The 21,490-nt window shown below is 63.0% G+C and carries 23 protein-coding genes and 1 pseudogene; 14 read left to right on the forward strand and 10 right to left on the reverse strand.

The features are described 5' to 3' along the window. Positions 1–122 precede the first annotated feature (122 nt). Together RPG13_RS05390 and RPG13_RS05395 are read left to right on the forward strand one after the other, a co-directional pair. Complete coding sequence (locus RPG13_RS05390) at positions 123–917, forward strand: DUF1223 domain-containing protein (RefSeq protein ID WP_095484871.1); 795 nt, start codon at positions 123–125, stop codon at positions 915–917. Between the two features lie 605 nt (positions 918–1,522). Continuing rightward, positions 1,523–1,909, forward strand: a complete 387-nt coding sequence (locus RPG13_RS05395; protein WP_095484870.1) for a DUF2794 domain-containing protein — start codon at positions 1,523–1,525, stop codon at positions 1,907–1,909. On the opposite strand, the gene RPG13_RS05400 is transcribed toward RPG13_RS05395, so the two are convergent. The 4 genes from RPG13_RS05400 to RPG13_RS05415 form a co-directional block, all read right to left on the reverse strand. Next, complete coding sequence (locus tag RPG13_RS05400; RefSeq protein ID WP_337124538.1) at positions 1,910–2,482, reverse strand: GNAT family N-acetyltransferase; 573 nt, start codon at positions 2,480–2,482, stop codon at positions 1,910–1,912. It lies immediately after the preceding gene. Between the two features lie 142 nt (positions 2,483–2,624). Next, a complete protein-coding gene (locus tag RPG13_RS05405) occupies positions 2,625–3,404 on the reverse strand; it encodes a Bax inhibitor-1/YccA family protein (RefSeq protein WP_095484868.1) in 780 nt (259 codons plus the stop codon). A gap of 229 nt (positions 3,405–3,633) precedes the next feature. Next, positions 3,634–6,132, reverse strand: a complete 2,499-nt coding sequence (locus RPG13_RS05410) for an ABC transporter permease (RefSeq protein ID WP_337126982.1) — start codon at positions 6,130–6,132, stop codon at positions 3,634–3,636. A 187-nt stretch (positions 6,133–6,319) separates the two neighbouring features. After that, positions 6,320–7,015 (reverse strand): ABC transporter ATP-binding protein, encoded by a 696-nt coding sequence (locus RPG13_RS05415; RefSeq protein ID WP_292225891.1) that lies wholly within the window; start codon positions 7,013–7,015, stop codon positions 6,320–6,322. A gap of 84 nt (positions 7,016–7,099) precedes the next feature. On the opposite strand from RPG13_RS05415, the gene RPG13_RS05420 reads away from it, so the two are divergent. Both RPG13_RS05420 and thpR read left to right on the forward strand, forming a co-directional pair. Next, positions 7,100–7,744, forward strand: coding sequence for an arylesterase (locus RPG13_RS05420; RefSeq protein ID WP_337124539.1), 645 nt, complete (start codon positions 7,100–7,102; stop codon positions 7,742–7,744). A 138-nt stretch (positions 7,745–7,882) separates the two neighbouring features. Beyond that, complete coding sequence (gene thpR / locus RPG13_RS05425) at positions 7,883–8,479, forward strand: RNA 2',3'-cyclic phosphodiesterase (RefSeq protein WP_095484865.1); 597 nt, start codon at positions 7,883–7,885, stop codon at positions 8,477–8,479. Here the strand turns inward: thpR and RPG13_RS05430 are convergent. Continuing rightward, positions 8,383–8,901, reverse strand: a complete 519-nt coding sequence (locus tag RPG13_RS05430) for a low molecular weight protein-tyrosine-phosphatase (RefSeq protein ID WP_128244169.1) — start codon at positions 8,899–8,901, stop codon at positions 8,383–8,385. The genes thpR and RPG13_RS05430 overlap by 97 nt on opposite strands. A 52-nt stretch (positions 8,902–8,953) precedes the next feature. Between RPG13_RS05430 and RPG13_RS05435 the strand changes: the two genes are divergently transcribed. The 6 genes from RPG13_RS05435 to RPG13_RS05460 all read left to right on the forward strand — a co-directional run bounded on the left by RPG13_RS05435 (position 8,954) and on the right by RPG13_RS05460 (position 12,956). Then, positions 8,954–9,247 carry a 4a-hydroxytetrahydrobiopterin dehydratase gene (locus RPG13_RS05435; protein WP_095484863.1) on the forward strand — a complete coding sequence of 98 codons (294 nt, stop codon included), beginning with the start codon at positions 8,954–8,956 and terminating at the stop codon, positions 9,245–9,247. 229 nt (positions 9,248–9,476) lie between these two features. Beyond that, positions 9,477–9,839 (forward strand): YkvA family protein, encoded by a 363-nt coding sequence (locus RPG13_RS05440; protein ID WP_095484862.1) that lies wholly within the window; start codon positions 9,477–9,479, stop codon positions 9,837–9,839. A gap of 240 nt (positions 9,840–10,079) precedes the next feature. Continuing rightward, complete coding sequence (locus RPG13_RS05445; RefSeq protein ID WP_095484861.1) at positions 10,080–10,583, forward strand: invasion associated locus B family protein; 504 nt, start codon at positions 10,080–10,082, stop codon at positions 10,581–10,583. Between the two features lie 194 nt (positions 10,584–10,777). Further along, positions 10,778–12,013 carry a 23S rRNA (adenine(2503)-C(2))-methyltransferase RlmN gene (gene rlmN, locus RPG13_RS05450; RefSeq protein WP_095484860.1) on the forward strand — a complete coding sequence of 412 codons (1,236 nt, stop codon included), beginning with the start codon at positions 10,778–10,780 and terminating at the stop codon, positions 12,011–12,013. Further along, entirely contained in the window at positions 12,010–12,474 is a 465-nt protein-coding gene (locus RPG13_RS05455; RefSeq protein ID WP_095484859.1) for a hypothetical protein, read from the forward strand. The genes rlmN and RPG13_RS05455 overlap by 4 nt, the downstream gene beginning before the upstream one ends. Next, complete coding sequence (locus RPG13_RS05460) at positions 12,471–12,956, forward strand: hypothetical protein (RefSeq protein ID WP_095484858.1); 486 nt, start codon at positions 12,471–12,473, stop codon at positions 12,954–12,956. Before RPG13_RS05455 ends, RPG13_RS05460 begins: the two co-directional genes overlap by 4 nt. Here the strand turns inward: RPG13_RS05460 and RPG13_RS05465 are convergent. Beyond that, positions 12,928–13,569 (reverse strand): LysE family translocator, encoded by a 642-nt coding sequence (locus RPG13_RS05465; protein WP_095484857.1) that lies wholly within the window; start codon positions 13,567–13,569, stop codon positions 12,928–12,930. The genes RPG13_RS05460 and RPG13_RS05465 overlap by 29 nt on opposite strands. Positions 13,570–13,753: 184 nt before the next feature. Here RPG13_RS05465 and RPG13_RS05470 point away from each other — a divergent pair, with 184 nt between their 5' ends. The 4 genes from RPG13_RS05470 to RPG13_RS05485 all read left to right on the forward strand — a co-directional run bounded on the left by RPG13_RS05470 (position 13,754) and on the right by RPG13_RS05485 (position 17,299). Next, a complete protein-coding gene (locus RPG13_RS05470) occupies positions 13,754–14,977 on the forward strand; it encodes an argininosuccinate synthase (RefSeq protein ID WP_127205918.1) in 1,224 nt (407 codons plus the stop codon). 127 nt (positions 14,978–15,104) lie between these two features. Next, complete coding sequence (locus RPG13_RS05475) at positions 15,105–15,488, forward strand: RidA family protein (RefSeq protein WP_127205917.1); 384 nt, start codon at positions 15,105–15,107, stop codon at positions 15,486–15,488. A gap of 214 nt (positions 15,489–15,702) precedes the next feature. Further along, a complete protein-coding gene (gene leuB / locus RPG13_RS05480; RefSeq protein WP_127205916.1) occupies positions 15,703–16,806 on the forward strand; it encodes a 3-isopropylmalate dehydrogenase in 1,104 nt (367 codons plus the stop codon). Between the two features lie 4 nt (positions 16,807–16,810). Beyond that, positions 16,811–17,299, forward strand: a complete 489-nt coding sequence (locus tag RPG13_RS05485) for a GNAT family N-acetyltransferase (protein WP_292627594.1) — start codon at positions 16,811–16,813, stop codon at positions 17,297–17,299. Here the strand turns inward: RPG13_RS05485 and RPG13_RS05490 are convergent. From RPG13_RS05490 to RPG13_RS05500, 4 genes and pseudogenes are all read right to left on the reverse strand, one after another. Next, a complete protein-coding gene (locus tag RPG13_RS05490; RefSeq protein ID WP_127206428.1) occupies positions 17,289–17,936 on the reverse strand; it encodes a DUF805 domain-containing protein in 648 nt (215 codons plus the stop codon). The two genes, RPG13_RS05485 and RPG13_RS05490, sit on opposite strands and share 11 nt — an antisense overlap. A 74-nt stretch (positions 17,937–18,010) precedes the next feature. Further along, on the reverse strand, positions 18,011–18,697 hold the full coding sequence (locus tag RPG13_RS05495) for a DUF805 domain-containing protein (protein ID WP_292627595.1): 687 nt from the start codon (positions 18,695–18,697) through the stop codon (positions 18,011–18,013). 109 nt (positions 18,698–18,806) lie between these two features. Continuing rightward, positions 18,807–18,995 (reverse strand): annotated as a pseudogene (locus RPG13_RS34905) (hypothetical protein); the annotation flags it as partial. A gap of 121 nt (positions 18,996–19,116) precedes the next feature. Then, complete coding sequence (locus RPG13_RS05500) at positions 19,117–20,958, reverse strand: DEAD/DEAH box helicase (protein WP_337124540.1); 1,842 nt, start codon at positions 20,956–20,958, stop codon at positions 19,117–19,119. Between the last annotated feature and the right edge of the window lie 532 nt (positions 20,959–21,490).

Consider the following 21,490-nt stretch of genomic DNA (forward strand, 5'->3'; position numbering starts at 1 on the left):
GCCTTGCAGTTGGTTGCAATGGCAAATTTCACCGCAACGTGACTTCCCGTTGACTGTCGCTTCTGCCACATATTTCAGCAATCAGAACAAGGCCGGCATCACCGGCGGGAGTCGAAACGGCCATGACATCTCGAAGACCATTGCGGCTTGCGGCACTTGCGCTGGCCCTCTCGGTGTTTGCCGGCGCTGGACTTGCCGGCAATGTGCTTGCCGGCGAGGCCGACAAGCCCCAGGCTGACAAAACCTTGACCGACCAACCGCTGGGCGTGGTCGAACTCTTTACCAGCCAGGGCTGCAATTCCTGCCTGCCTGCCGATGAATTCTTCGCCGATCTTGCCACCAAGGAGAACATCGTCGCGCTCGCCTATCATGTCGACTACTGGGATTATCTCGGTTGGAAGGACACGCTGAGCCGCAAGGAGAACACGGAGCGGCAATATGAGTATATGCGCGCCTTCGGCAACCGCTCGGTCTATACGCCGCAGGCCGTCATCAATGGCCGCAGTCATGTCAACGGAGCCAGCCGCAGGGAGGTCGACGGGGCGCTCGCCCGCATGGAGAAATCAGGCGACGGCATGCGGGTCAGCATCAAGGTCAGCCGGACCAGCGACCGCGTCATCATCGACGCCGGCGATGCCGGGACCGGCCCCAGCGATGCCCATGTCGTCATCGTCTATTTCGACCCGCCGCAGACGATCAAGATCGGCAAGGGCGAAAACACTGGCCGCAGCATGACCTACTGGAACGCCGTCTCCGGTATCCAGACCGCCGGCATGTGGCACGGCAAGGCGCAGCGCTACGAATTGCCGATGAGCGTGATTTCCAAGAAAGGCGGCTGCGCCGTGCTGCTGCAATCGGTGGGCAAGGACGGCCTGCCGGGCCCCATTCTGGGCGCCGCCATAATCCACAAGCCTTGACCACAGCGCGCCCTTCTCCCCTTGTGGGAGAAGGTGGATCGGTGCGCAGCGCCGAGACGGTTGAGGGGTGCTGGAAGAAATGAGGCGTTAAAATATGAAATGATTTTAGACGCTTACGTCTTCAGCGCAGCGATCCTTCCAACACCCCTCATCCGACCTCGCTTCGCGAGGCCACCTTCTCCCACAAGGGGAGAAGGAGAGCCGCGCTACCCGCCACTCCGCCCAGCCAATAAAAAACCGGCGTCAGCTTGCTTCTGACGCCGGTCATTTAGGTTTTGGGATCGTCGCACCCGATTTTTCCAAGGAAAAACCGAGGTTGGTTCGATCCGACGCAGACCCGTGGGCGGGGGGCTTGGGGTTTACGAGCCAGTGCCGGACCGAACCGTCTCAGGCAACACCCGTAAATTCGTCGGACATTGGGGCATGAGCGCGGATAAAAGAAGGCAGAATTGTGGCGAAGCATCACCAATTCCAACGGGCGTTTTATAAACGTGACTGGACACTGCGGAAACGGTGCGCCGCCGCCTTTGCTCGGTCGGGCTTGCAATTCTACGGCGAAAGCGCCAACTTTGGTTGGCATAAGATTCATTCGAAGGGATCGAGGCATGACTGATCATGGCAGTGGGACGGAGGATGGGGACGCATCCGCAATACTGATCCCGCTGCATGAGGCAAGACGCGAACGCCTCGACCAGCCGGTGCGGTTCGACCGGCGCGAACTGGACCAGATCCTGAGGCTTTACGGGCGCATGGTCGCCGCCAATGAGTGGCGCGACTACGCCATCGACCATCTCACCGATCGCGCCGTCTTTTCCGTGTTCCGCCGCACCAGCGAGGTGCCGCTGTTCCAGATCGTCAAGGATCCGAAGCTGGCGCGCCGGCAAGGCGCATTCGCCGTCATCGCCGCCGGCGGCCGCATCCTCAAGCGCGGCCAGGAACTTGGCCGCGTGCTTGGTGTCTTCGACCGCACGCTGAAGCTGGTCGAGGCCTAACTACTTATTCTGGCTGCGGAATTTCTGTTCCGGCAACGAGTTGATATCGGGCGGAATTAGAGCCCCGTCATTGATCGGCAGTTGCATGAACACCGTGTCCAGCCAGCGTCCGTGCTTATAGCCGGAGCCTTCGAGGCGGCCCGAATGGCGAAAGCCGAGCTTTTCATGCAGCCGCACCGAGGCACTGTCCGGCCGACCGTCGCCGATCACCGCGATGATCTGGCGGAAGCCCGCCGCCGCGGCGGCTTCGATCAGCCCTTGCATCAGCTTGAGCCCGACGCCTTGGCCTTTGGCCTCGGGCGCGACATAGACGGAATCCTCGACGACAAAGCGATACGCGGGGCGTGGCCGGAAGGCGCCAGCATAGGCACAGCCGAGCACGATGCCGTCTTTTTCCGCCACCAGATAGGGAAAGCCGCCCGCTATCAAACTGTCGAATCGCTGGCCCATCTCGGCGCGGCTCGGCGGCTCCAGCTCGTAGCTCGCCGTGCCGTTTGTCACCGCGTCGGCATAGATGTCGGTGATCCTGTCGAGGTCCGCCGATGTAGCGGCCCGTATGGTGATGCTGCTCATAATTTATGCAAATCGTTCATCTGCCTGCTATCACAGCAGAGGCCGGAACAAAAGAAAAGGGCGGCCGTTGGGCCGCCCTTAGCAAACTCGCTGGTCCAGTCAGAACCATGATCCCGAAAAGTGGAACCCAAAAAAAAGCCTGTTAGCGGCGGTCGCCCATGAACTGCAGCAGGAACATGAACAGGTTGATGAAGTCGAGATAGAGCGTCAGCGCGCCCATGATCGCCTTGCGGCCGGCAACGTCGGTGGCGTCGCCCTCGAAATACATCTCCTTGATCTTCTGCGTGTCATAGGCGGTGAGGCCCGAAAAGATCAGCACGCCGAGCGCCGAAACGGCGAAGGACAATGCCGACGACTGCAGGAAGATGTTGATCACCATCGCGATGATCAGGCCGAACACACCCATCACCAGGAACGAGCCGAACGCGGTCAGATCGCGCTTGGTCGTGTAGCCGTAAAGCGACAGCGCGCCGAAAGCCGCCGCGGTGGCGAAGAAGGTCTGCGAAATGCTGGCGGTCGTGTAGACCAGGAAGATCGACGACAGCGACAGACCGACCAGGCCGGCATAGACCCAGAACGTCGTCTGCGCGGCAGAAACGCTCATCGACTGGACGCGGAACGACAGAAACAGCACGGCGGCGAGCGGAGCCAGCATCACCACCCAGCGCAACGGCGACCCGAAGATCGCGTAGCCGAAGGAGGTCAGCATCTCGCCGCTCGGCAGCGTCGCAACCGCCGAAGCCGGATCGGTGGTGGTGGCCAGCATGATCGTGCCGACTGCGGCAAGGCCAGTGATGAGGAGGCCAAGCCCCATCAGATTGTAGACCTTGATCATATAGGCGCGCAGGCCCTGGTCGATGGCAGCATCGACGCCGGCGCCGGGCACAGCGCGCGTCTGATAATTGCGAACGGGTTCAGCCATGGAAATCCTCATATTGCTTCTGCCCCGTCCGGTGTCAGGTCCATTTAGACCCAGGCGCCGCTGGCGGGGCTCCAGCATGCCTGCGGCGAAATATGATGGTTATTGGCGTCAAGAACAAGACCGTAACGGAGCGTAATGCTTCGTGAAGTCCCTGAAATCCGGTTTTTCGGCTTTCAAAGCCGCAACATTACGCAGAATTAATCAAAAACAGCCTCGTCAAGCCTTGCGATCAGAGATTGCGCAGCACCGGCGCCGCCTTGTGGCCCAGCACCCGCCAGGTGCCGGCGAGACCGATGCCGACCGTGACCACCAGCGCAAAGACGATGGTTGCCACCGCCACGTCGGGCATGAAATGCGATGGCAGCGTCATGATGCGCGCGACAACGAACCATGCGGCAACCCCGCCTGCCGCCAGCGCGAAGATCGCGGTGGCGAGGCCGATCAGCATATATTCCAGTGAAAAGGCCGCGATCAGCGTTTTCCTGGTGGCGCCCAGCGTCTTCAGCACCACTGCATCGTGAATGCGAGCGCGATTGCCGGCGGCCAGCGCGCCAGCCAGCACCAGCACCGAGGCGATCAGCGCGACGCCGGCCGCGGCCCTGATTGCCGTGCCGAGTTGCGCCACCAGCCGGTTGACGATGTCGAGCGCGTCCTTGACCCTGACCGTCGTCACCGCGGGAAAGGCCCGGGTGACGGCGTTGAGAAGACGGGCATCGTCGGCCCCCGACGCGCCCTTTTCGGTCAGGGTCGCCAGCCAGCTATGCGGCGCGCCGGCAAATGTGCTGGGCGAGAACACCATGACGAAGTTGATGCCCATCGTCTCCCACTCGACCTGGCGGAAATTGGCGATCTTCGCCGTCACGTTGCGGCCAAGCACGTTGACGGTGATGGTGTCGCCGAGTTTCAGCCCGATCTCTTTGCCTTCCTCGGCCGAAAACGACACCAGCGGCTCACCGGCATAATTGTCCGGCCACCATGTGCCTTCGGTCAGCGTCGCATTCTTCGGCAGTCTCGCCTCGTAGGTCAGCCCGCGATCGCCGCGCAGCACCCAGGCTCCTTCCGCCGGGACCTTGACCTTGTCGACGTCGACGCCGTTCAGCGCCATCACCCGTCCGCGCAGCATCGGCACCTTGACCAGCGTGCCCTGCGGCGCCTCTTTGCCGACCAGCGCGGAGAACGCGTCGACATCGCTGCTCTGGATGTCGACGAAGAAGAAGTTCGGCGCTCTTTCCGGCAGGCTGCCGGAAATCTGCCGCCTGAGATTGCCATCGATCAGCGCCAGCGTCACCAGAAGCGTCAGCCCCAGTCCCAATGACAGCACCACCGACGGCGTCAAGGCTCCCGGCCGGTGGATGTTGCCGATGGCAAGCCTGAGCACTGTCGAGCCCACGCGCGGGCTCTTTTTGGCGGCCCACTGCACCAGCGCGCCGACGACGCGCAGCACCAGGAAGGCAAGAATGGTGGCGCCGACGAAGATCGAGGCGATGCGGCGATCGCCGGAAAACAGAATGGCCAGTGCCGCCAGCAACAGCGCGATGCCGAGCGCCGCCGCCACGTAGAGCGGGCGCGGAAAACCGCGGCCCTCAAAACCCATTTCGCGAAACAGCGCCGTCGCCGGCACGTCGCGCGCACGGCCGAGCGGCAGCAAGGCGAAAGCCAGCGTCACCAGCAGCCCGAACAGCGCCGCCATGCCGAGCGCGCCGGGATAGAACCCGCCTTCCGCCGGCACCGGAATGATCGACTGGAGTGCCGCGCTCGCGGCGAACGGCATCAGCGCACCAAGCACAACGCCAAGCGCGATGCCGAGGGCGGCGATCATCAGGATCTGCACGAGGTAGACGGCAAAGACGAAACCGCCCGATGCGCCCAGGCTCTTAAGGGTGGCGATGACGCCGCGCTTGCCGTCGAGGTAGGCGCGCACCGCATTGGCCACGCCGACGCCGCCGACCACCAGCGCCGTCAGCCCGACCAGCGTCAGGAACTGCGAGAACCGTTCGATGTTAGACGACAACGCAGGTGCTGCGTTGCTGCGCGTGCGGATCGTCCAGCCGGCCTCGGGAAAGTCCTCCCCGGCCTGCTCCTGGATCGCCTTGATACCCGCTTCGCTGGTGCCGACGGGCAGGCGGATCTTGTAGGCATTTTCGACAAGGCTGCCCGGCTGGATCAGACCGGAAGCGGCAAGCCCGTTCGTCGAGACCATCAGCCGCGGCGCAAAGCCGAAACCGTCGGATACCGCGTCCGGCTCGCTGACGAGCCTGGCGCGCAGTTCGAATGTGGCGCTGCCGAGCTTCAGCCGGTCGCCGATCCCAAGGTTCAGCCGCTCGAACAAAAGATCGGGGGCAGCGGCGCCGAAAATACCGAATCTTTCGCCGAACAATTCCTGCTTCGACAGCGCCGGCTCGGTCTCCAGCGCGCCGTAGAGCGGATAGGCTCCGTCGACCGCCTTGGCCTCGACCAGTGCCTGGTCGGAACCGTCCTCGAGCCGCGCCATCGAGCGCATGTTGGCGCTGTGCGAGACCGTGCCCAGCCCGTCGAGAAAGACGTGCTCGGCTTGCGTCGCTGCGCGCTGGTTAAGCTGGAAACGAAGATCGCCGCCGAGCAGCGACTGGCCTTCGTTGGCGACACCGGCAGTAATCGCCCGGGCCACCGAATTGACGCCGCCGATCGCCGCGACGCCAAGCGCGATGCAGGCAAGGAAGACCAGGAAGCCGGACAGCCCGCCGCGCATCTCACGCAGCGAGAAGCGGAAGGCGAGCTTCAGCGTGCGCGACCAGGCAACCCCCTCATCCGGCCGCTTCGCGGCCACCTTCTCCCCGAGGGGAGAAGAGGTTGCCAACGCCGGCGTCAGCCTCTTCTCCCCGCCGGGGAGAAGGTGGCCCGAAGGGCCGGATGAGGGGGCCTTGTCAGCCATGGCGCTACGCCGTCACTTTGAGCAACGGCGCGTCTTCGATCCGGCCCGACCGCATCGACACCTGCCGGGAGCAGCGTGCGGCGAGCGCCGGATCATGGGTGACCAGCACCAGCGTCATGCCGCGCTCGGCCGCCTTGGCGAACAGAAGATCGGCAACCTGCCGCCCGGTTGTCTGGTCGAGATTGCCGGTCGGCTCGTCGGCGATCAGGATGCGCGGTGAAGGCGCCAGCGACCGGGCGATCGCCACACGCTGCTGTTCGCCGCCGGACAATTCGCCGGGATAATGAGTGACGCGATCGCTCAACCCCACCGCCTCCAGCTCCCGCGCCGCCACCCCGAACGGATCTGCATGGCCGGCAAGTTCCAGCGGCACTGCGACATTTTCAAGCGCCGTCATGTTGGGAATGAGGTGGAAGGACTGGAAAACGATGCCAATGTTTCGCCCCCGAAACGATGCGATCTGATCTTCGCTCTTGCCGTTCAGCAATTCGCCGGCAATTCGTACCGTGCCCGAATCGACCCTTTCCAACCCAGCCAGAACCATCAGTAGCGTCGACTTTCCCGAGCCCGACGGCCCGACGATGCCGGTCGCCTCGCCACTTGCCACATCGAGGCTGACACCTTTCAGCACATGAACGGAAGACGCTCCTTCGCCGAGCGTCAGCGATACGTCTTTCAGCGCGATGACGGCTTCTGTCAAAATAAAATCGTCCTATATGGGAGAGTGGAGGCCAGAATTCGGCCTGCGCCAACGTAATGTTCTTGGTCATATGGGGCCTGCCACATGGCTTTCAAACACCCTCTTGCCGCAGTCTTCATCCTTTTCCTCGGAATTTGCGGCGCCATTTCGTCGGCGCGCACCGAACCCCTGGAGATTGTCGGCTTCGGTGACAGCCTGATGGCGGGTTTTGGCCTCGGACCGGACGAAGGCTTCACCCAAAAACTCGAGGCAGCACTTCGCGCCAAGGGCCACGATGTGACGATCGCCAATGCCGGTGTCTCCGGCGATACGTCGAGCGGCGGCCTGTCGCGTCTCGACTGGTCGGTGCCGGACGGCACCCAGCTTGTCATCCTCGAGCTCGGCGCCAACGACATGCTGCGCGGCGTTTCTCCCGATATCACGCAAAAGAATCTGGACGCCATGCTGGCGAAGTTGAAGCAGCGCAAGATCGCCGTGCTGCTGGCCGGCATGCGTGCCGCACCCAACCTCGGCGCCGACTACCAGAACGGCTTTGACGCGATCTTTCCGAAACTGGCGGAAAAATACGGCGTCCCGCTCTATCCGTTCTTTCTCGACGGCGTCGCCGGCGAGCCCGCTTTGCAGCTCGAGGACGGCCTGCACCCGAATGCCAAGGGCATCGACCGCATGGTCGAGCGCATACTGCCGGATGTCGAAAAGGCCATTGCCGTGATTCAGGGCAACTCTTGAAGAACTGGACTTCGAGGAGGCTTCGCCTTCCCCAGGGGAAGATTTTAGGCGGGCCTGCGACCAACAAACCACTTGCCCCGCTCGATTATCGATGATTCGCTAGGGACAAGAGTTCGATTCGAGGACAGGAGGCTTGCCATGCCGCGTCTTTTCACCGCCCTCGAAATACCCCGTGATGCCGCCCTTTCGCTGTCCCTGCTCCGGGGCGGCCTGCCCGGGGCCCGCTGGATCGACGTCGAGAACTACCACATGACGCTGCGCTTCATCGGCGATGTCGAGGGCCATGTCGCCGACGAGATCGCCAACGCGCTCGATCGTGTCCACCGCCCGTCCTTCCAGCTGACGCTGTCCGGCGTCGGCGCCTTCGGCCAGAAGAAACCGCATGCGGTGTGGGCCGGCGTTTCCGCCTCGCCCGATCTTTCGGCCCTGCAAGCCGAGATCGAGCGCATCTGCCAGCGCCTCGGCATCCCCGCCGATCCGCGCAAGTTCATGCCGCATGTAACGCTGGCCCGCTTACGCAATTCGAGCCCGCTCGACGTCGCCCAGTATCTGTCGGCACGCGGCAACTTTTCGACGCTGCCCTTCCGCGTCGGCCGCTTCGTCCTGATGTCATCGCGCGATTCGGTCGGCGGCGGACCCTACATCGTCGAGGAGGCCTGGCCGCTGTCTGGCGCCGACAGCCGCGCTTCGAGCCGCGTCGCCAGCGCCTCCGATGCTTCGCGGATCATGCGGTAGACCGAGGCAAACGCCTCCGGCCCCTCGTGATAAGGGTCCGGCACGTCGCTCACTCTTCCCTGCGCAAACTCCAGGAACAGATGGACACGGTCGCGCATGGCGGCAGGCACCAGCGCTTTCAGATCCCGGAGATTCGATCTGTCCATCGCGAGAATGAGGTCGAACCGCGAAAAATCGTCCGGTGTCAGCTTGCGCGCCCTCTGTCTGGAAATATCGATGCCGTGCCGCTCTGCGATCGACATAGAGCGCGGGTCGGGTGCCGCGCCGGCTTCCCAGTCGCTGGTCCCGGCCGAATCGAGCAGGATATCCCGATCGAGGCCGCGCTCCGCCAGGACGGCGCGCAACACGCCCTCCGCCAGTGGCGATCGGCAGATATTGCCGAGACAGACGAAAAGAATGGATTTTATCGGCTTTGCGCTCATCGATCCGGCACTATGCTGAAGACTGCAAATCCAGATAGCACGGGAAACGAACATGGCGAGAGAGAAACTGAGCAAGGCGGCGGTCGCCGAGGCGCTGGCCGGTCTCGATGGCTGGTCGCTGGCCAAGGATGGCGGCTCGATCGCGCGCAGCTTCACCTTCAACAACTTTTCCGAAGCCTTCGCCTTCATGACCCGCGTCGCCCTGGCGGCGGAGAAAATGGACCATCACCCCGACTGGTCGAATGTCTACAAGACCGTGAACGTGACGCTCAACACCCATGATGCCGGCGGCCTGACCGCGCTCGATTTCGAACTGGCCAAGACGATGAACCGCTATTTCGATTAGGTCGTTGGAGATCTGAAGACGCCGTAGCCGCTCGCTCCGCCCAGGATGACGACGGGAGGGGCGTTTCCGCAAACTCCAAAGCGGGCGATTGCCCGCCACTTGCAGGCCAGCATCACCTGATTTTCAGGCCGGGAACGGCCGAGCTCTTGTAGTGGACGGGCGCTTTCACCACATTTCCCGCTGGCAGGCGCGCGTGGAACGACGAGCGCAGCCTCGTTAGGAGAGGTTGATGGCGCAAAAATCCAGTTTTGATTTCTTCGGCTTTGGCGGCAAGCCGGGCGACGCGCGCGAAGTGCGCGAGAACTTCTGGCGCACGGCCAAGAAGGCTGCCCGGCAAATCCCGTTCATGGAAGAGCTGGTCGCCGCCTATTACTGCGCCATGGACAAGAACACGCCGCTGCGCGCCAAGGGCATTTTGCTGGCGGCCCTCGGCTATTTCGTGCTGCCGACGGACGTCATCCCCGACTTCGTCTTCGGGCTGGGCTTTACCGACGACATCGCCGTGCTGACCGCCGCGATCACTGCCGTCAAAGCCCACATCACCCCCGCGCACCGGCTCGCCGCCAGGCAGGCGATAGCCGACAACAGCTGAGCCGGCGATAAGGCAGAAAAGTCAAACTCTTGCCGCTTTCGTGGCCTCCAAGTCGCGACAGGGACGTTGCAACTGCCGCTTTTCGAGCGACGGGCGCAAGGATGGCGGCGGTTTCCTGGGGTGGAAGTCCTTTTCCCAAGGGAAGTTCACCGTTTGGTAACCCAGATTAAATCAAAATGAAGCGACGGGCAGGACGCCGAGCCGGCCTGCGTCCGCACCATTTGGAATACGGGAAAAGCGATGCGCGGATTGATTGCTACAATTTCGAGCCTGGCACTGGTGGCCATGACAGCGCCGGTGTTGGCGCAGTCGGCGACCAAGATCGGCCAGCACAATGCCTGGGGCACTTACAGCTACCAGGCGTCGGGCGGCAAGGTTTGCTATGTGCTGACCGTGCCGACCGACAAGCAGCCGCCGACGCTTGATCACGGCGACATGTTCTTCTTCGTCAGCCAGCGGCCGGGACAGCAGGTGTCCTATGAGCCGCAATTCATCGCCGGCTACAATTTCCAGGAAAACTCCAAGGCCACCGTCACCATCGACGGCAAGAGCTTTTCCATGTTCACCCGCGGCAAGTCGGCCTGGGTCGAGAACGCCGCCGAGGAGCCGGTGCTGATCGCCGCGATGAAGTCCGGCAGCGACATGAAGGTGCAGGCGAAGTCCGGCCGCGGCAACACCACCACCTATGTGTTTTCGCTGAAAGGCATCTCGGCGGCGCTGTCGTCTATCGCCAAGTGCAAATAGCCATAGGCCGAGTTTGAGTAAGGGCCGGGCCGCAAGCCCGGCTTTTTTGCTTTTGAAGCGCCGCCGGCCGGCACATTGCAGCGAGCCTTGCCCCGCCGCCGCCCATGACTCCGCCATCAACCTGTGCTATGCGCCGCGCTTCATTTCGGGCACGATGCTGTAATCGGCCGCAAATCGCTTATATTGGCGCAACAATGACCCTTTCATTTGATCTTACCACTGACGGCGCCCGTGACGCGTTGCGCGCCCGCGCCATGCCGGCCGAAAAACCGTCCCTGATCGGCCTGACACGGGCCGAGCTTGGCGCCGCCCTCATTGCGTCAGGCATCGTGCCGGAGCGCCAGGCCAAGATGCGCGCCCAGCAGCTCTGGCACTGGATGTATGTGCGCGGCGTCTCCGACTTCGCCGGCATGTTCAACATCTCCAAGGATCTGCGCGCCGAGCTCGACAAGCATTTCACCATCGCCAGGCCCGAGATCGTCGAGGAGCAGATTTCCTCCGACGGCACGCGCAAATGGCTGTTTCGCTTTCCGCCACGCGGTGCCGGCCGGCCGGTCGAGATCGAGACCGTCTACATCCCCGAAGAAGGCCGCGGCACGCTGTGCATCTCCTCGCAGGTCGGTTGCACGCTGACCTGCTCCTTCTGCCACACCGGCACGCAAAAGCTGGTGCGCAACCTGACGGCGGAAGAAATCCTCGCTCAGCTTCTGACCGCCCGCGACCGGCTCGGCGATTTCCCCGACCGCGACACGCCCGACGGCGCCATCGTGCCGGCCGAGGGCCGGAAAGTGTCCAACGTCGTCATGATGGGCATGGGCGAGCCGCTCTACAATTTTGAGGCGGTGAAGAAGGCGCTGCTGATCGCGTCCGACGGCGACGGGCTGTCGCTGTCGAAGCGCCGCATCACGCTGTCGACCTCCGGCGTCGTGCCGGAGATCTTCCGCACCGGCGAGGAGATCGGCGTCATGCTGGCGATCTCGCTGCATGCCACCAATGACGATCTGCGCGACCTGTTGGTGCCGATCAACAAGAAGTATCCGTTGAAAGAGCTGATCGCCGCCTGCCGCGCCTATCCCGGCCTGTCGAACGCCCGCCGTATCACCTTCGAATATGTGATGCTGAAGGACGTCAACGATTCGATCGAGGATGCCAAAGGATTGATCAAGCTGCTCAAGGGCATTCCGGCCAAGATCAACCTGATCCCGTTCAACCCGTGGCCGGGCACCAACTACCAGTGCTCGGACTGGGAGACGATCGAGAAGTTCGCCGACTACATCAACAATGCCGGCTATGCCTCGCCGATCCGCACGCCGCGCGGCCGCGATATCCTCGCCGCCTGCGGCCAGCTCAAGTCGGACTCGGAGCGCATGCGCAAGGTCGACCGGCTGGCGCTGGAGGCGATGATGATCGCGGGGCACGGCGAGGCGTGAATCGTCTTGTTGCCTGGTTCGGCCACGTCGCATTCATATCTTTGGGTTATGTCATTGCCGTCCTGGTTGCGGTCGCCGCCACCTTCTTCGTGTTGCTGCTCCCGACCGTCCTGCCGGATGGCGGCGCCTGGGGATCGTTTTACCGCAGCGTCCGCGGTGTGGGCTTTGTTTACCAATCCGTGCTCATGACTACTTTCCTGACGGCGCTGCCCGGTTTTCTGCTCACGCTGCTTGTCGCCCGTGGACAAGGCTGGAACCGCTGGCTGCCATTTGCGTGCGCTGGCGCCCTGAACGCCATCCTCGCGCTTCTGGTCTTAAGCGCCTGGACACAAACGACCCCGTTGAACATATCCGCTGCGCCACTCCTGCCCTGTCTACCCGGTGGATTCTCCGGCGGTTATGCCTACTGGGCAGTAACCGGGCGTTTCCTTATCAAACAAAGGGAAGCAGTTTCGGCATGAACCGTCTCTTTGCCTACCTCATCCGCTTCGCCGTCATCCTGATCGGCTATGTCGTCGCCTCGCTGGCTGCCAGCGCCTTCCTCAACGTCATGTTTCTGGCGTCGCTGGGCTACACGCCGGAGCACGCGCACCCTACGGCGACTGCTTCCCTGTATTTTTCGATCCCCTTCGTTGCGCTGTTCGTCGCCTATTTCGCCTTCATGCCGGCGGCGGTCGCCATCCTCGTCTCCGAAATCCTGGGACGGCGTGATTGGCTGTTCTACGCGCTGGCGGGCGCGGTGGTCGCGGCGGTCTTCCTCGGCTTCGCTTACCAGACCGCCGATGCCAATTTCGAGATCACCGATCCGCGCGTCGCCGCTGCCGTGATCGGCTGCGGCATGGTCGGCGGCATTTTCTACTGGCTGAGCGCCGGGCGCTCGGCCGGGAGCTGGCGGCAAGCCGGAAGGTCCGCGCCTACTTCGCCTGGGCGGTCAGGATCTTGAGCGCGAAGGCCGAGAACACCCCGGCGAACAGATAATCGACGACGCGTGTGACGCGCGGGCTGGTCTTCATCGCCGCCGAGAATTTTTCCGCTGCAAACACCATCGGCGCCGTTACCGGGATCGACAGCACGACGAACATCGCGCCGAGGAAAAACAGTTTTCCGGGCGCGTTCGGGTCGTGTGCGGAGACGAACTGCGGCAGGAAAGTCATAAAGAACAGGATGATCTTCGGGTTGAGCAGATTGACGCCGAGCCCCGCCGCCCAGGCGCGGAACAGCGAAATCTCAGGCCCGCTCTTCTTCTCGGGCGAAAACGCCGATCCCTTGGTGATCGCCTGCCACGCCAGGAAGACGAGATAGCCGGCGCCGAAAATCTTGAGCGCAAGAAAGGCCGCCGGCGAGGCAACGATCAGCGCCGAGATGCCGACCACCACCAGCGTGGTGTGGATCAGCGTGCCGCACAGCGCGCCCGCCATCGAGGCAAAGCCGGCGGCGCGACCATGGCTCAGCGTGCGCGAGACGAACAGCGTCATGTCGGGACCCGGCGTGATCGCCAGGATCACGGTGGCGATGGCGAACTGGATCAGCGTGGTGGTGTCGGGAATGAAGGACATGGGCGGGCCCCTGAATGAAGAAGGCGCAGCCTATACCGCAAGCGCCAAGCCGGCGCCAGCTTCTGGCCGGCACCACGGCTGATCCAGTATGCCAGCAGCGACCGGGGGATCGTTCGTCCCTTGCGCTAGCCGGAACCGGCGTGATACCTCGCCCGCGAAGAACCCCGTCGCGGAACCGCCCACAATGCCAAAAGCAAAAGCCGTCAAGAAAGTCGTGCTCGCCTATTCCGGCGGCCTCGACACCTCGATCATCCTGAAATGGCTGCAGACCGAGCTCGGCGCCGAGGTCGTCACCTTCACCGCCGATCTCGGCCAGGGCGGCGAGCTGGAGCCGGCGCGGCGCAAGGCCGAGATGATGGGCATCAAGGACATCCGTATCATGGATGTTCGCGAGGAGTTCGTTTCCGACTTCGTTTTCCCGATGTTCCGCGCCAACGCCGTCTATGAAGGCACCTATTTGCTCGGCACCTCGATCGCCCGCCCGCTGATCTCCAAGCACCTCGTCGAGATCGCCAACGAGACCGGCGCTGATGCGATCGCCCACGGCGCCACCGGCAAGGGCAACGATCAGGTCCGCTTCGAGCTCGCGGCCTATGCGCTCAACCCCGACATCAAGGTCATCGCGCCATGGCGCGACTGGTCGTTCAAATCGCGCACCGACCTGATCAACTTCGCCGAGCAGCACCAGATTCCGGTGCCGAAGGACAAGAAGGGCGATGCGCCGTTTTCGGTCGACGCCAACCTGCTGCACTCGTCTTCCGAGGGCAAGGTGCTGGAAGACCCGTGGACCGAGCCGCCGGAATTCGTCCACCAGCGCACCGTCTCGCCGATGGACGCGCCGGACAAGGTGACCGAGATCGAAATCGAATTCCTGAGGGGTGATCCGATCGCGCTCGATGGCAAGAAACTGTCGCCGGCAACGATGCTGGCGGCGCTCAACGATCTCGGCCGCGACAACGGCATCGGCCGGCTCGACCTGGTCGAGAACCGTTTCGTCGGCATGAAATCGCGCGGCGTCTACGAGACCCCCGGCGGCACCATCCTTATCGCCGCCCACCGGGCGATCGAATCGATCACGCTCGACCGCGGCGCCGCCCACCTCAAGGACGAGTTCATGCCGCGCTATGCCGAGCTGATCTATAACGGCTTCTGGTTCGCGCCCGAGCGGCTGATGCTGCAGGCAATGATCGACAAGAGCCAGGAAGATGTCGAAGGCACGGTGCGGCTGAAGCTCTACAAGGGCAACGTCATCGTCACCGGCCGCAAGTCGAAGAAGACGCTCTATTCCGATGCGCTGGTCACCTTCGAGGACGATCGTGGCGCCTACGACCAGAAGGACGCCGAAGGGTTCATCCGCCTCAACGCGCTGAGGCTAAGGACGCTGGCGGCGCGTAGTCGAAAAAGCTAGCCAGTTCCTCTGTACAGAGGGATTTGGCTCTCTGTACAGAGCCTTAAAGGGACTGTGGCGGCCGGCCTGCAGCCGAAAGGCACTTCTTCAGCTCAACATTGCCTGAAGAATACGCGAGGGAAGGACCATGCGAAAACTGATCTCTACCGGCTCGCCGTTCGAGAAGGCCGCCGGTTATTCGCGCGCCGTGGTGCAGGGCAACTGGTGTTTCGTTTCCGGAACGACCGGCTACGACTATGCGACCATGTCGATGCCGGAGACGGTCGAGGCGCAGACGCGCAATTGCCTGGCGACGATCGCCAAGGCGTTGCAGGACGGCGGCTTCGAGATGGCCGATGTGGTGCGGGCGCATTACTACATCACCGACGCGGCTTTCGTGGACATCGTCTTTCCGATCCTCGGCGAAGCCTTTGGCGACATCAGGCCGGCGGCGACGATGATCGTCTGCCAGCTCAACAAGCCGGAAATGAAGATCGAGATCGAGGTGACGGCACTCAAGCGCACGGCCTGAGCGCGTCGGTGCGGGGCGCCAAGGATCGCCAAAGATGCTCTGAACCAAACGCTTGCGCATAGCCCGCTTGGCGTTTAGCAAGGCCGCGGCTCACGACAGCGCCGCGCGTCCTTTTGGACGCGCAAAGGACGCTGTAGAATTTTGTTTCTGCGCATGATCCTTTCCGAAATCGATTCCGATTTCGGGGTCATGCGCCACAATTAGGATGGTTCTGATGGCTTCGAAAAATCTTCTCCTGCTCGCCGGCGACGGCATCGGCCCCGAGGCCATGGCCGAGGTGAAGAAGCTGATATCAGCCATGAACGACAAGCTCGGCAGTGGTTTCGTCACCGATGAGGGGCTCGTCGGCGGCTGCGCCTATGACGCGCATGGCGCGGCGATTTCCGATGCCGACATGGCCAAGGCGATGGCCGCCGACGCGGTGCTGTTCGGCGCCGTCGGCGGGCCGAAATGGGATGCGGTGCCCTATGAAGTGCGCCCGGAAGCCGGGTTGCTGCGGCTGCGCAAGGATATGGAGCTGTTCGCCAATCTCAGGCCGGCCATCTGCTATCCAGCGCTGGCGGCGTCCTCCTCGCTCAAGCAGGACGTGGTCGAGGGTCTCGACATTCTGATCGTGCGCGAACTCACCGGCGGCGTCTATTTCGGAGAGCCCAAGCAGATCATCGATCTCGGCAACGGCCAGAAACGCGGCATCGACACGCAAGTCTACGACACGTTCGAGATCGAGCGCATTTCGGGTGTTGCCTTCGAATTGGCGCGCACCCGCAAGAACCACGTCACTTCGATGGAAAAGCGCAATGTGATGAAGTCAGGCGTTTTGTGGAACGAGGTCGTCACCCAGACCCACAAGGCGCGCTATGCCGACGTCAAGCTCGACCACATGCTGGCGGACGCCGGCGGCATGCAGTTGGTGCGCTGGCCCAAGCAGTTCGACGTCATCGTCACCGACAATCTGTTCGGCGACATGCTGTCCGACATCGCCGCCATGCTGACCGGCTCGATCGGCATGCTGCCGTCGGCATCGCTCGGCGCGCCGGATGCCAAGACGAAAAAGCGCAAGGCGCTCTACGAGCCGGTGCATGGCTCGGCGCCCGACATATCAGGCAAAGGCATCGCCAATCCGATCGCCATGATCGCCTCCTTCGCCATGTGCATGCGCTATTCCTTCGGCATGGTAACCGAAGCAGACCGTCTGGAAAGCGCCATCGCCGCCGTGCTCGACGACGGCCTGCGCACCAGGGATATTCATTCGCCAGGGATGACCGAGGTCGGCACCACCGAGATGGGCGATGCGATCATCGCCAAGTTCCTGGGCTGAGCCTGTGGCGGTCGACGTCCGCTGGGCGACGACCGGGGATGCGGCTACACTCGCCACCATGCTGTGCGAGATGGCGGTGCATTACCGGCAGCCGCCGATCGATGCCGACCGGGCTCTGTCTGCCTCGCAGAAATGGCTTGACCAGGAAAGCCCGGCCTATCCGCATTTCGCACTCGCCTTCGCCGAGGGCGAGATTTGCGGGCTTGCGTCGGTTGCGATCGCACATCCCGGCATCGATCTCGAACGGCTGCTGTTCCTCAAGGATCTGTTCGTGCGGGAAAACGTCCGCAATGCCGGTGTCGGTCGGGCTCTGATGGCATTTCTCGCCGGCCATTGCCTGCGCGAAGGCATCGGCCGCATCGACCTGACCACCGAGGACTGGAACGAAGGTGCGCTACGCTTCTACGACGGGCTTGGTGCCGACCGCCATGGCCAGAAAGTCTTTCTCAGGCTGTCCGGCGAGGCGCTGAAGGCGATCGCGATTAAATCCTGACGCCCGCCGGCACCGGCCCCCAAGGGTTTTCGCCGACCTTGGATGGGATAAGCCCAAGGGCCAACACACCCAGCGTGTTGAAGCCGGGAACGAAGTACAGCAAAACGAACCAGCCGCTCAGGCCGATGTCGTGCAGGCGTCGTACCATAAGGGCAAACCACGGCAAGACAGTCAGAAGCAGGAACACGAAGGCTGGCGCATAACCCAAAGCTCCAAATTCCAGGTCGCCTACGATAGCTGTGATCGCTGCATCGATGAGAACGCCGAACGCAAAAAGCGCGAAGAACACGATCAGCGTGAACAGAAAAAAGCCCCAAAATTCCTTGCGGCGGGCACGGCCGGTGAAGCTGACATGTCTCACTTTGAATGCGCGCCAGAAATACGTCCATAATCCGGTGGTGGATTGGGCAGGTTCAACGCCACGGGGAATGAGGTTGCGGGATTTGGCAGCGCTTGGCCTTCCTGCAATGACGGCGCGCGCAGTCCCATCGTCCGGCTGAAACTCGACGGGCGCGCCTCTGACCAACGCCACGCCGGGACTCAGATCCTCATGCCCGACGATGTAACGCTTGCCGTCGGCCCCATTGATGTATCCAAAACCCTGATCCTGGTCATAATGATAAACCGCGCCGCGCATTGCCTTGCCCCCAAATACTGTGCCGCCTTGATACTATCAAGAGTTGTAGTCAGTTGCAAGGTACACGTTTTAAGCTAGACGCCTGCCGGCACCGAGCCCCACTGGTTTTCACGGGCCTGCGTCGGGACCAGCGCGAAGACCAGGATGATCAGCCCGCCGATGGTCGGGATGAACACCACCAGAAAAAGCCAGCCGGTCAAGCCGATGTCATGCAGGCGCCGCACGTTCAGTCCGATCCATGGCGGGATTGTCGCCAGCACAAACACGCCGCAAAGACCGACCGTTACTACCGGCAACTCGTCCATATTGCCCATGGAGTCGTCGATGAGGAGGCCAATGCCGACGACCACGGTCAGCGCGATCGTCCAGAACAGGCAAAAGCCCCAATATTCCTTGCGGCGGGCACGACCGGCGAAGTTGAAATAATTTTCAGTCAGGCCCCGCCAGAAGTAATCCCACAATCCGGTAGCGGCAGCGGGCTCGTTGTCGGCGGACCGGCCGAAATGTTGCGGCTTAGGCGCTTCAGGCGCGTTGCCGATCCGAGAGGGAGCAGCAGGAGCACCGGCCGCAGCCGTCTGGGCGTTAATCGAAAAGACATCGCGCGCATGCCCGCCACCCGGCTGGAACTCAACGAGCGCGCCCTTGGCCATCGACGTCTCGCGGCGCAGATTCTCGCGCGCGAAGCTGTAGCGGTTGCCGTCCGCTCCGGTGATGAAACCGAAGCCTTGGGTCTCGTCATAGTGAAGAACCTCGCCGCGCATGCTTGCCCACCCCCATTCGCGTCTCGCCCAGACTGTCTAGAGTTGCGGCGGATCGCAAGGGGTGTCTGCGAAATGCAGTGCATCGACCTGTGTCACGACAATGCGGTGGTGGAGAACTTTGCGGAGGCGTCGGCGGGACAGCGCCCCCCTCTGTCCTGCCGGACATCTCCCCCACAAGGGGGGAGATCGGCAGCCTCGCCGTCCTGCCCTCTTTCAACGTTTGAGATTGGCGAAAGCCGAGGTGACATCTAATCTCCCCCCTTGTGGGGGAGATGTCCGGAAGGACAGAGGGGGGCGCGAAGGATCGCCGACGCTACGGTCTTCTTCCTGTTACCGCATAGATCCCAGGGTCTCTGCTATAGAAAGGAACTGTCGACGTTCGCGTCGTATCGGCCTGACGGAATCACCGTGTCGAGGACCTAACCCGGCCGCTTCTTCGCTTTCTTGTGTTTCGGCGATCCGCTGGTCTCGAACTTCGGCTTGCCCGGCTTCTTCGCCCAGGGCTTTGCCTCGAGCGCGGCATCGCGCTGTCCGGCCGGCGCCGCGCGCTTCTCGAATTTGGGCGCGTTCTGGTCGAACGTCCGCTTGCCACGGTGCGGCTTCTTGTCCGGCCGTGGTTCCTGATAGCCGGCGCGCGACAGGTCGGGCATGCCGTCCAGCCGCTTCACCGCGATGTTGTTCTGCAGCTTGCGGTCGGGCCCGATCGCCTGGAGAAACCGGTCGGCCCAGTCGGCCGCGATCTGCACGAAGGTTTCCTCCGGCTGCATCTTGATGGCGCCGATCTCGCGCTTGCTGATGCCGCCTGTCCGGCACAGCATCGGGATCAGCCAGCGCGGCTCGGCATTCTGCCGGCGCCCCACCGACAGCGAGAACCAGACGCTGTCGCCGAAATCGTCGCGGCGGCTTGGCGCCTCGTCCCTGCGCGCAAACTTGTCACCCGACGGCGTGAACGGAGCGACGTCCAAAAGATCCTCGGGCGCCGAGCGGCTGGAGCGGCAGAGACGCACGAAGGCCGCCGCCACCAGTTCGGCGCCACGTTGGTCGAGAAGCGCATTGACGAAGCCGCGCTCGTCGTCCGACACGGGCTCGGTGAAAACCGGGTCGGCGAGGATGCGCTCGTCGTCGCGGCGCAGGACGTCGTCGGCTGAAGGCGGGCTTGCCCATGTCGCCGCAAGGCCGGCACTTTGCAGCAGGCGTTCGGTGCGCCTGCGGGCACTGTTGGGCACGATCAGCGCGCTGACGCCTTTGCGTCCCGCCCGCCCCGTCCGCCCGCTTCGGTGCAGCAGCGTCTCCGGGTTGGTCGGCAGGTCCGCGTGGATCACCAGTTCGAGGTTGGGCAGGTCGATGCCGCGCGCCGCCACGTCGGTGGCGATGCAGACTTTTGCGCGGCCGTCGCGCATCGCCTGCAGCGCGTGGCTGCGCTCGTTCTGGCTCAGTTCGCCCGAAAGCGCCACGACGGAAAAGTTGCGGTTGTTGAAGCGCGCGGTCAGGTGATTGACGGCAGCGCGCGTGTTGCAGAACACCAGTGCGTTCTTCGCCTCGTAATAGCGCAGCACGTTGATGATGGCGTTTTCCCGGTCGGCCTGGGCCACGCTCAGCGCCCGGTATTCGATGTCGAGATGCTGCTTCTCCTCGCCGGAGGCCGAGATGCGCACCGCATCGCGCTGGTAGCCCTTGGCCAGCGTGGCGATGGAGCGCGGCACGGTGGCCGAAAACATCAGCGTGCGGCGCTCGGCTGGGGCAGCGTCGAGAATGAATTCGAGATCCTCGCGAAAGCCGAGATCGAGCATCTCGTCGGCCTCGTCGAGCACCACTGCCTTCAGCGCCGACATGTCGAGCGAATGCCGAGTGATGTGGTCGCGCAGTCGGCCAGGCGTGCCGACGACGATGTGGGCACCGCGTTCCAGCGTGCGCCGCTCGGTGCGCATGTCCATGCCGCCGACGCAGGACGCTATCGCTGCGCCGGTCAGTTCGTAGAGCCATTCCAGCTCGCGCGTCACCTGCAGGGCCAGTTCCCGCGTCGGCGCGACAGCCAGCGCCAGCGGTGCCGCGGCATGGGAAAAGCGTTCGGCGCCATCCAGAAGGGTCGGCGCCAGAGCCAGCCCGAAGGCGACGGTCTTGCCGGAGCCGGTCTGCGCCGAAACCAGCGCATCGGCCTGCCCGAGATCGAGAACCGCCTTCTGCACCGGCGTCAGCTCGACATAGCCGCGGTTTTCCAGCGCCTTTGCCAGCGCGGGGACAATAGCTTCGAAATTGGACATATGCTTCTTTCGGAATTCAAGGTCTGTGCTCATCGGAGCGCATGCCGGGGCCGGCGCAGCGCCAGCCAAACAATCTTGGCCGTTCGTACTTCGCGCGACCATCATTGTACAGGGTGCGCAAAAAACCGCGATCAATTGTCAATGTCGGCGCTGCCCCTCATCTGCCTGCCGGCATCTTCTCCCCGTGAAGAACGGGGAGAAGGGGCTTAGCCGCAACGCCGGCGACCCCTCTCCCCGTTTTTCACGGGGAGAGGGTAAGGGTGAGGGGCAGCGCAAACGCCCAAAAAGGGGCGGGCTATTCAACCTCGCGATTGCGTTGCCGCCTCGCTCGTCGCGATTGACTCTTTACGCAAACCGCGTAAAAGCCGGCACCGAACGGGATAGTTTCGATGCGCGGCCTTTTGATGGCGCTTCTTGCATTCGACCTCCCCGGCCGCAATGCAAACCATTGGGCCGGGCGCGTCGGCGCGTCTCCTCGTTCCAGCAAAACTACGGCTAAAACGACCACTAAAACGGTCTGAGTTCCCTTGGC

The organism is Mesorhizobium sp. ISC15, from assembly GCF_037162615.1.
GTDB classification, from domain to species: Bacteria; Pseudomonadota; Alphaproteobacteria; order Rhizobiales; family Rhizobiaceae; genus Mesorhizobium; species Mesorhizobium mediterraneum.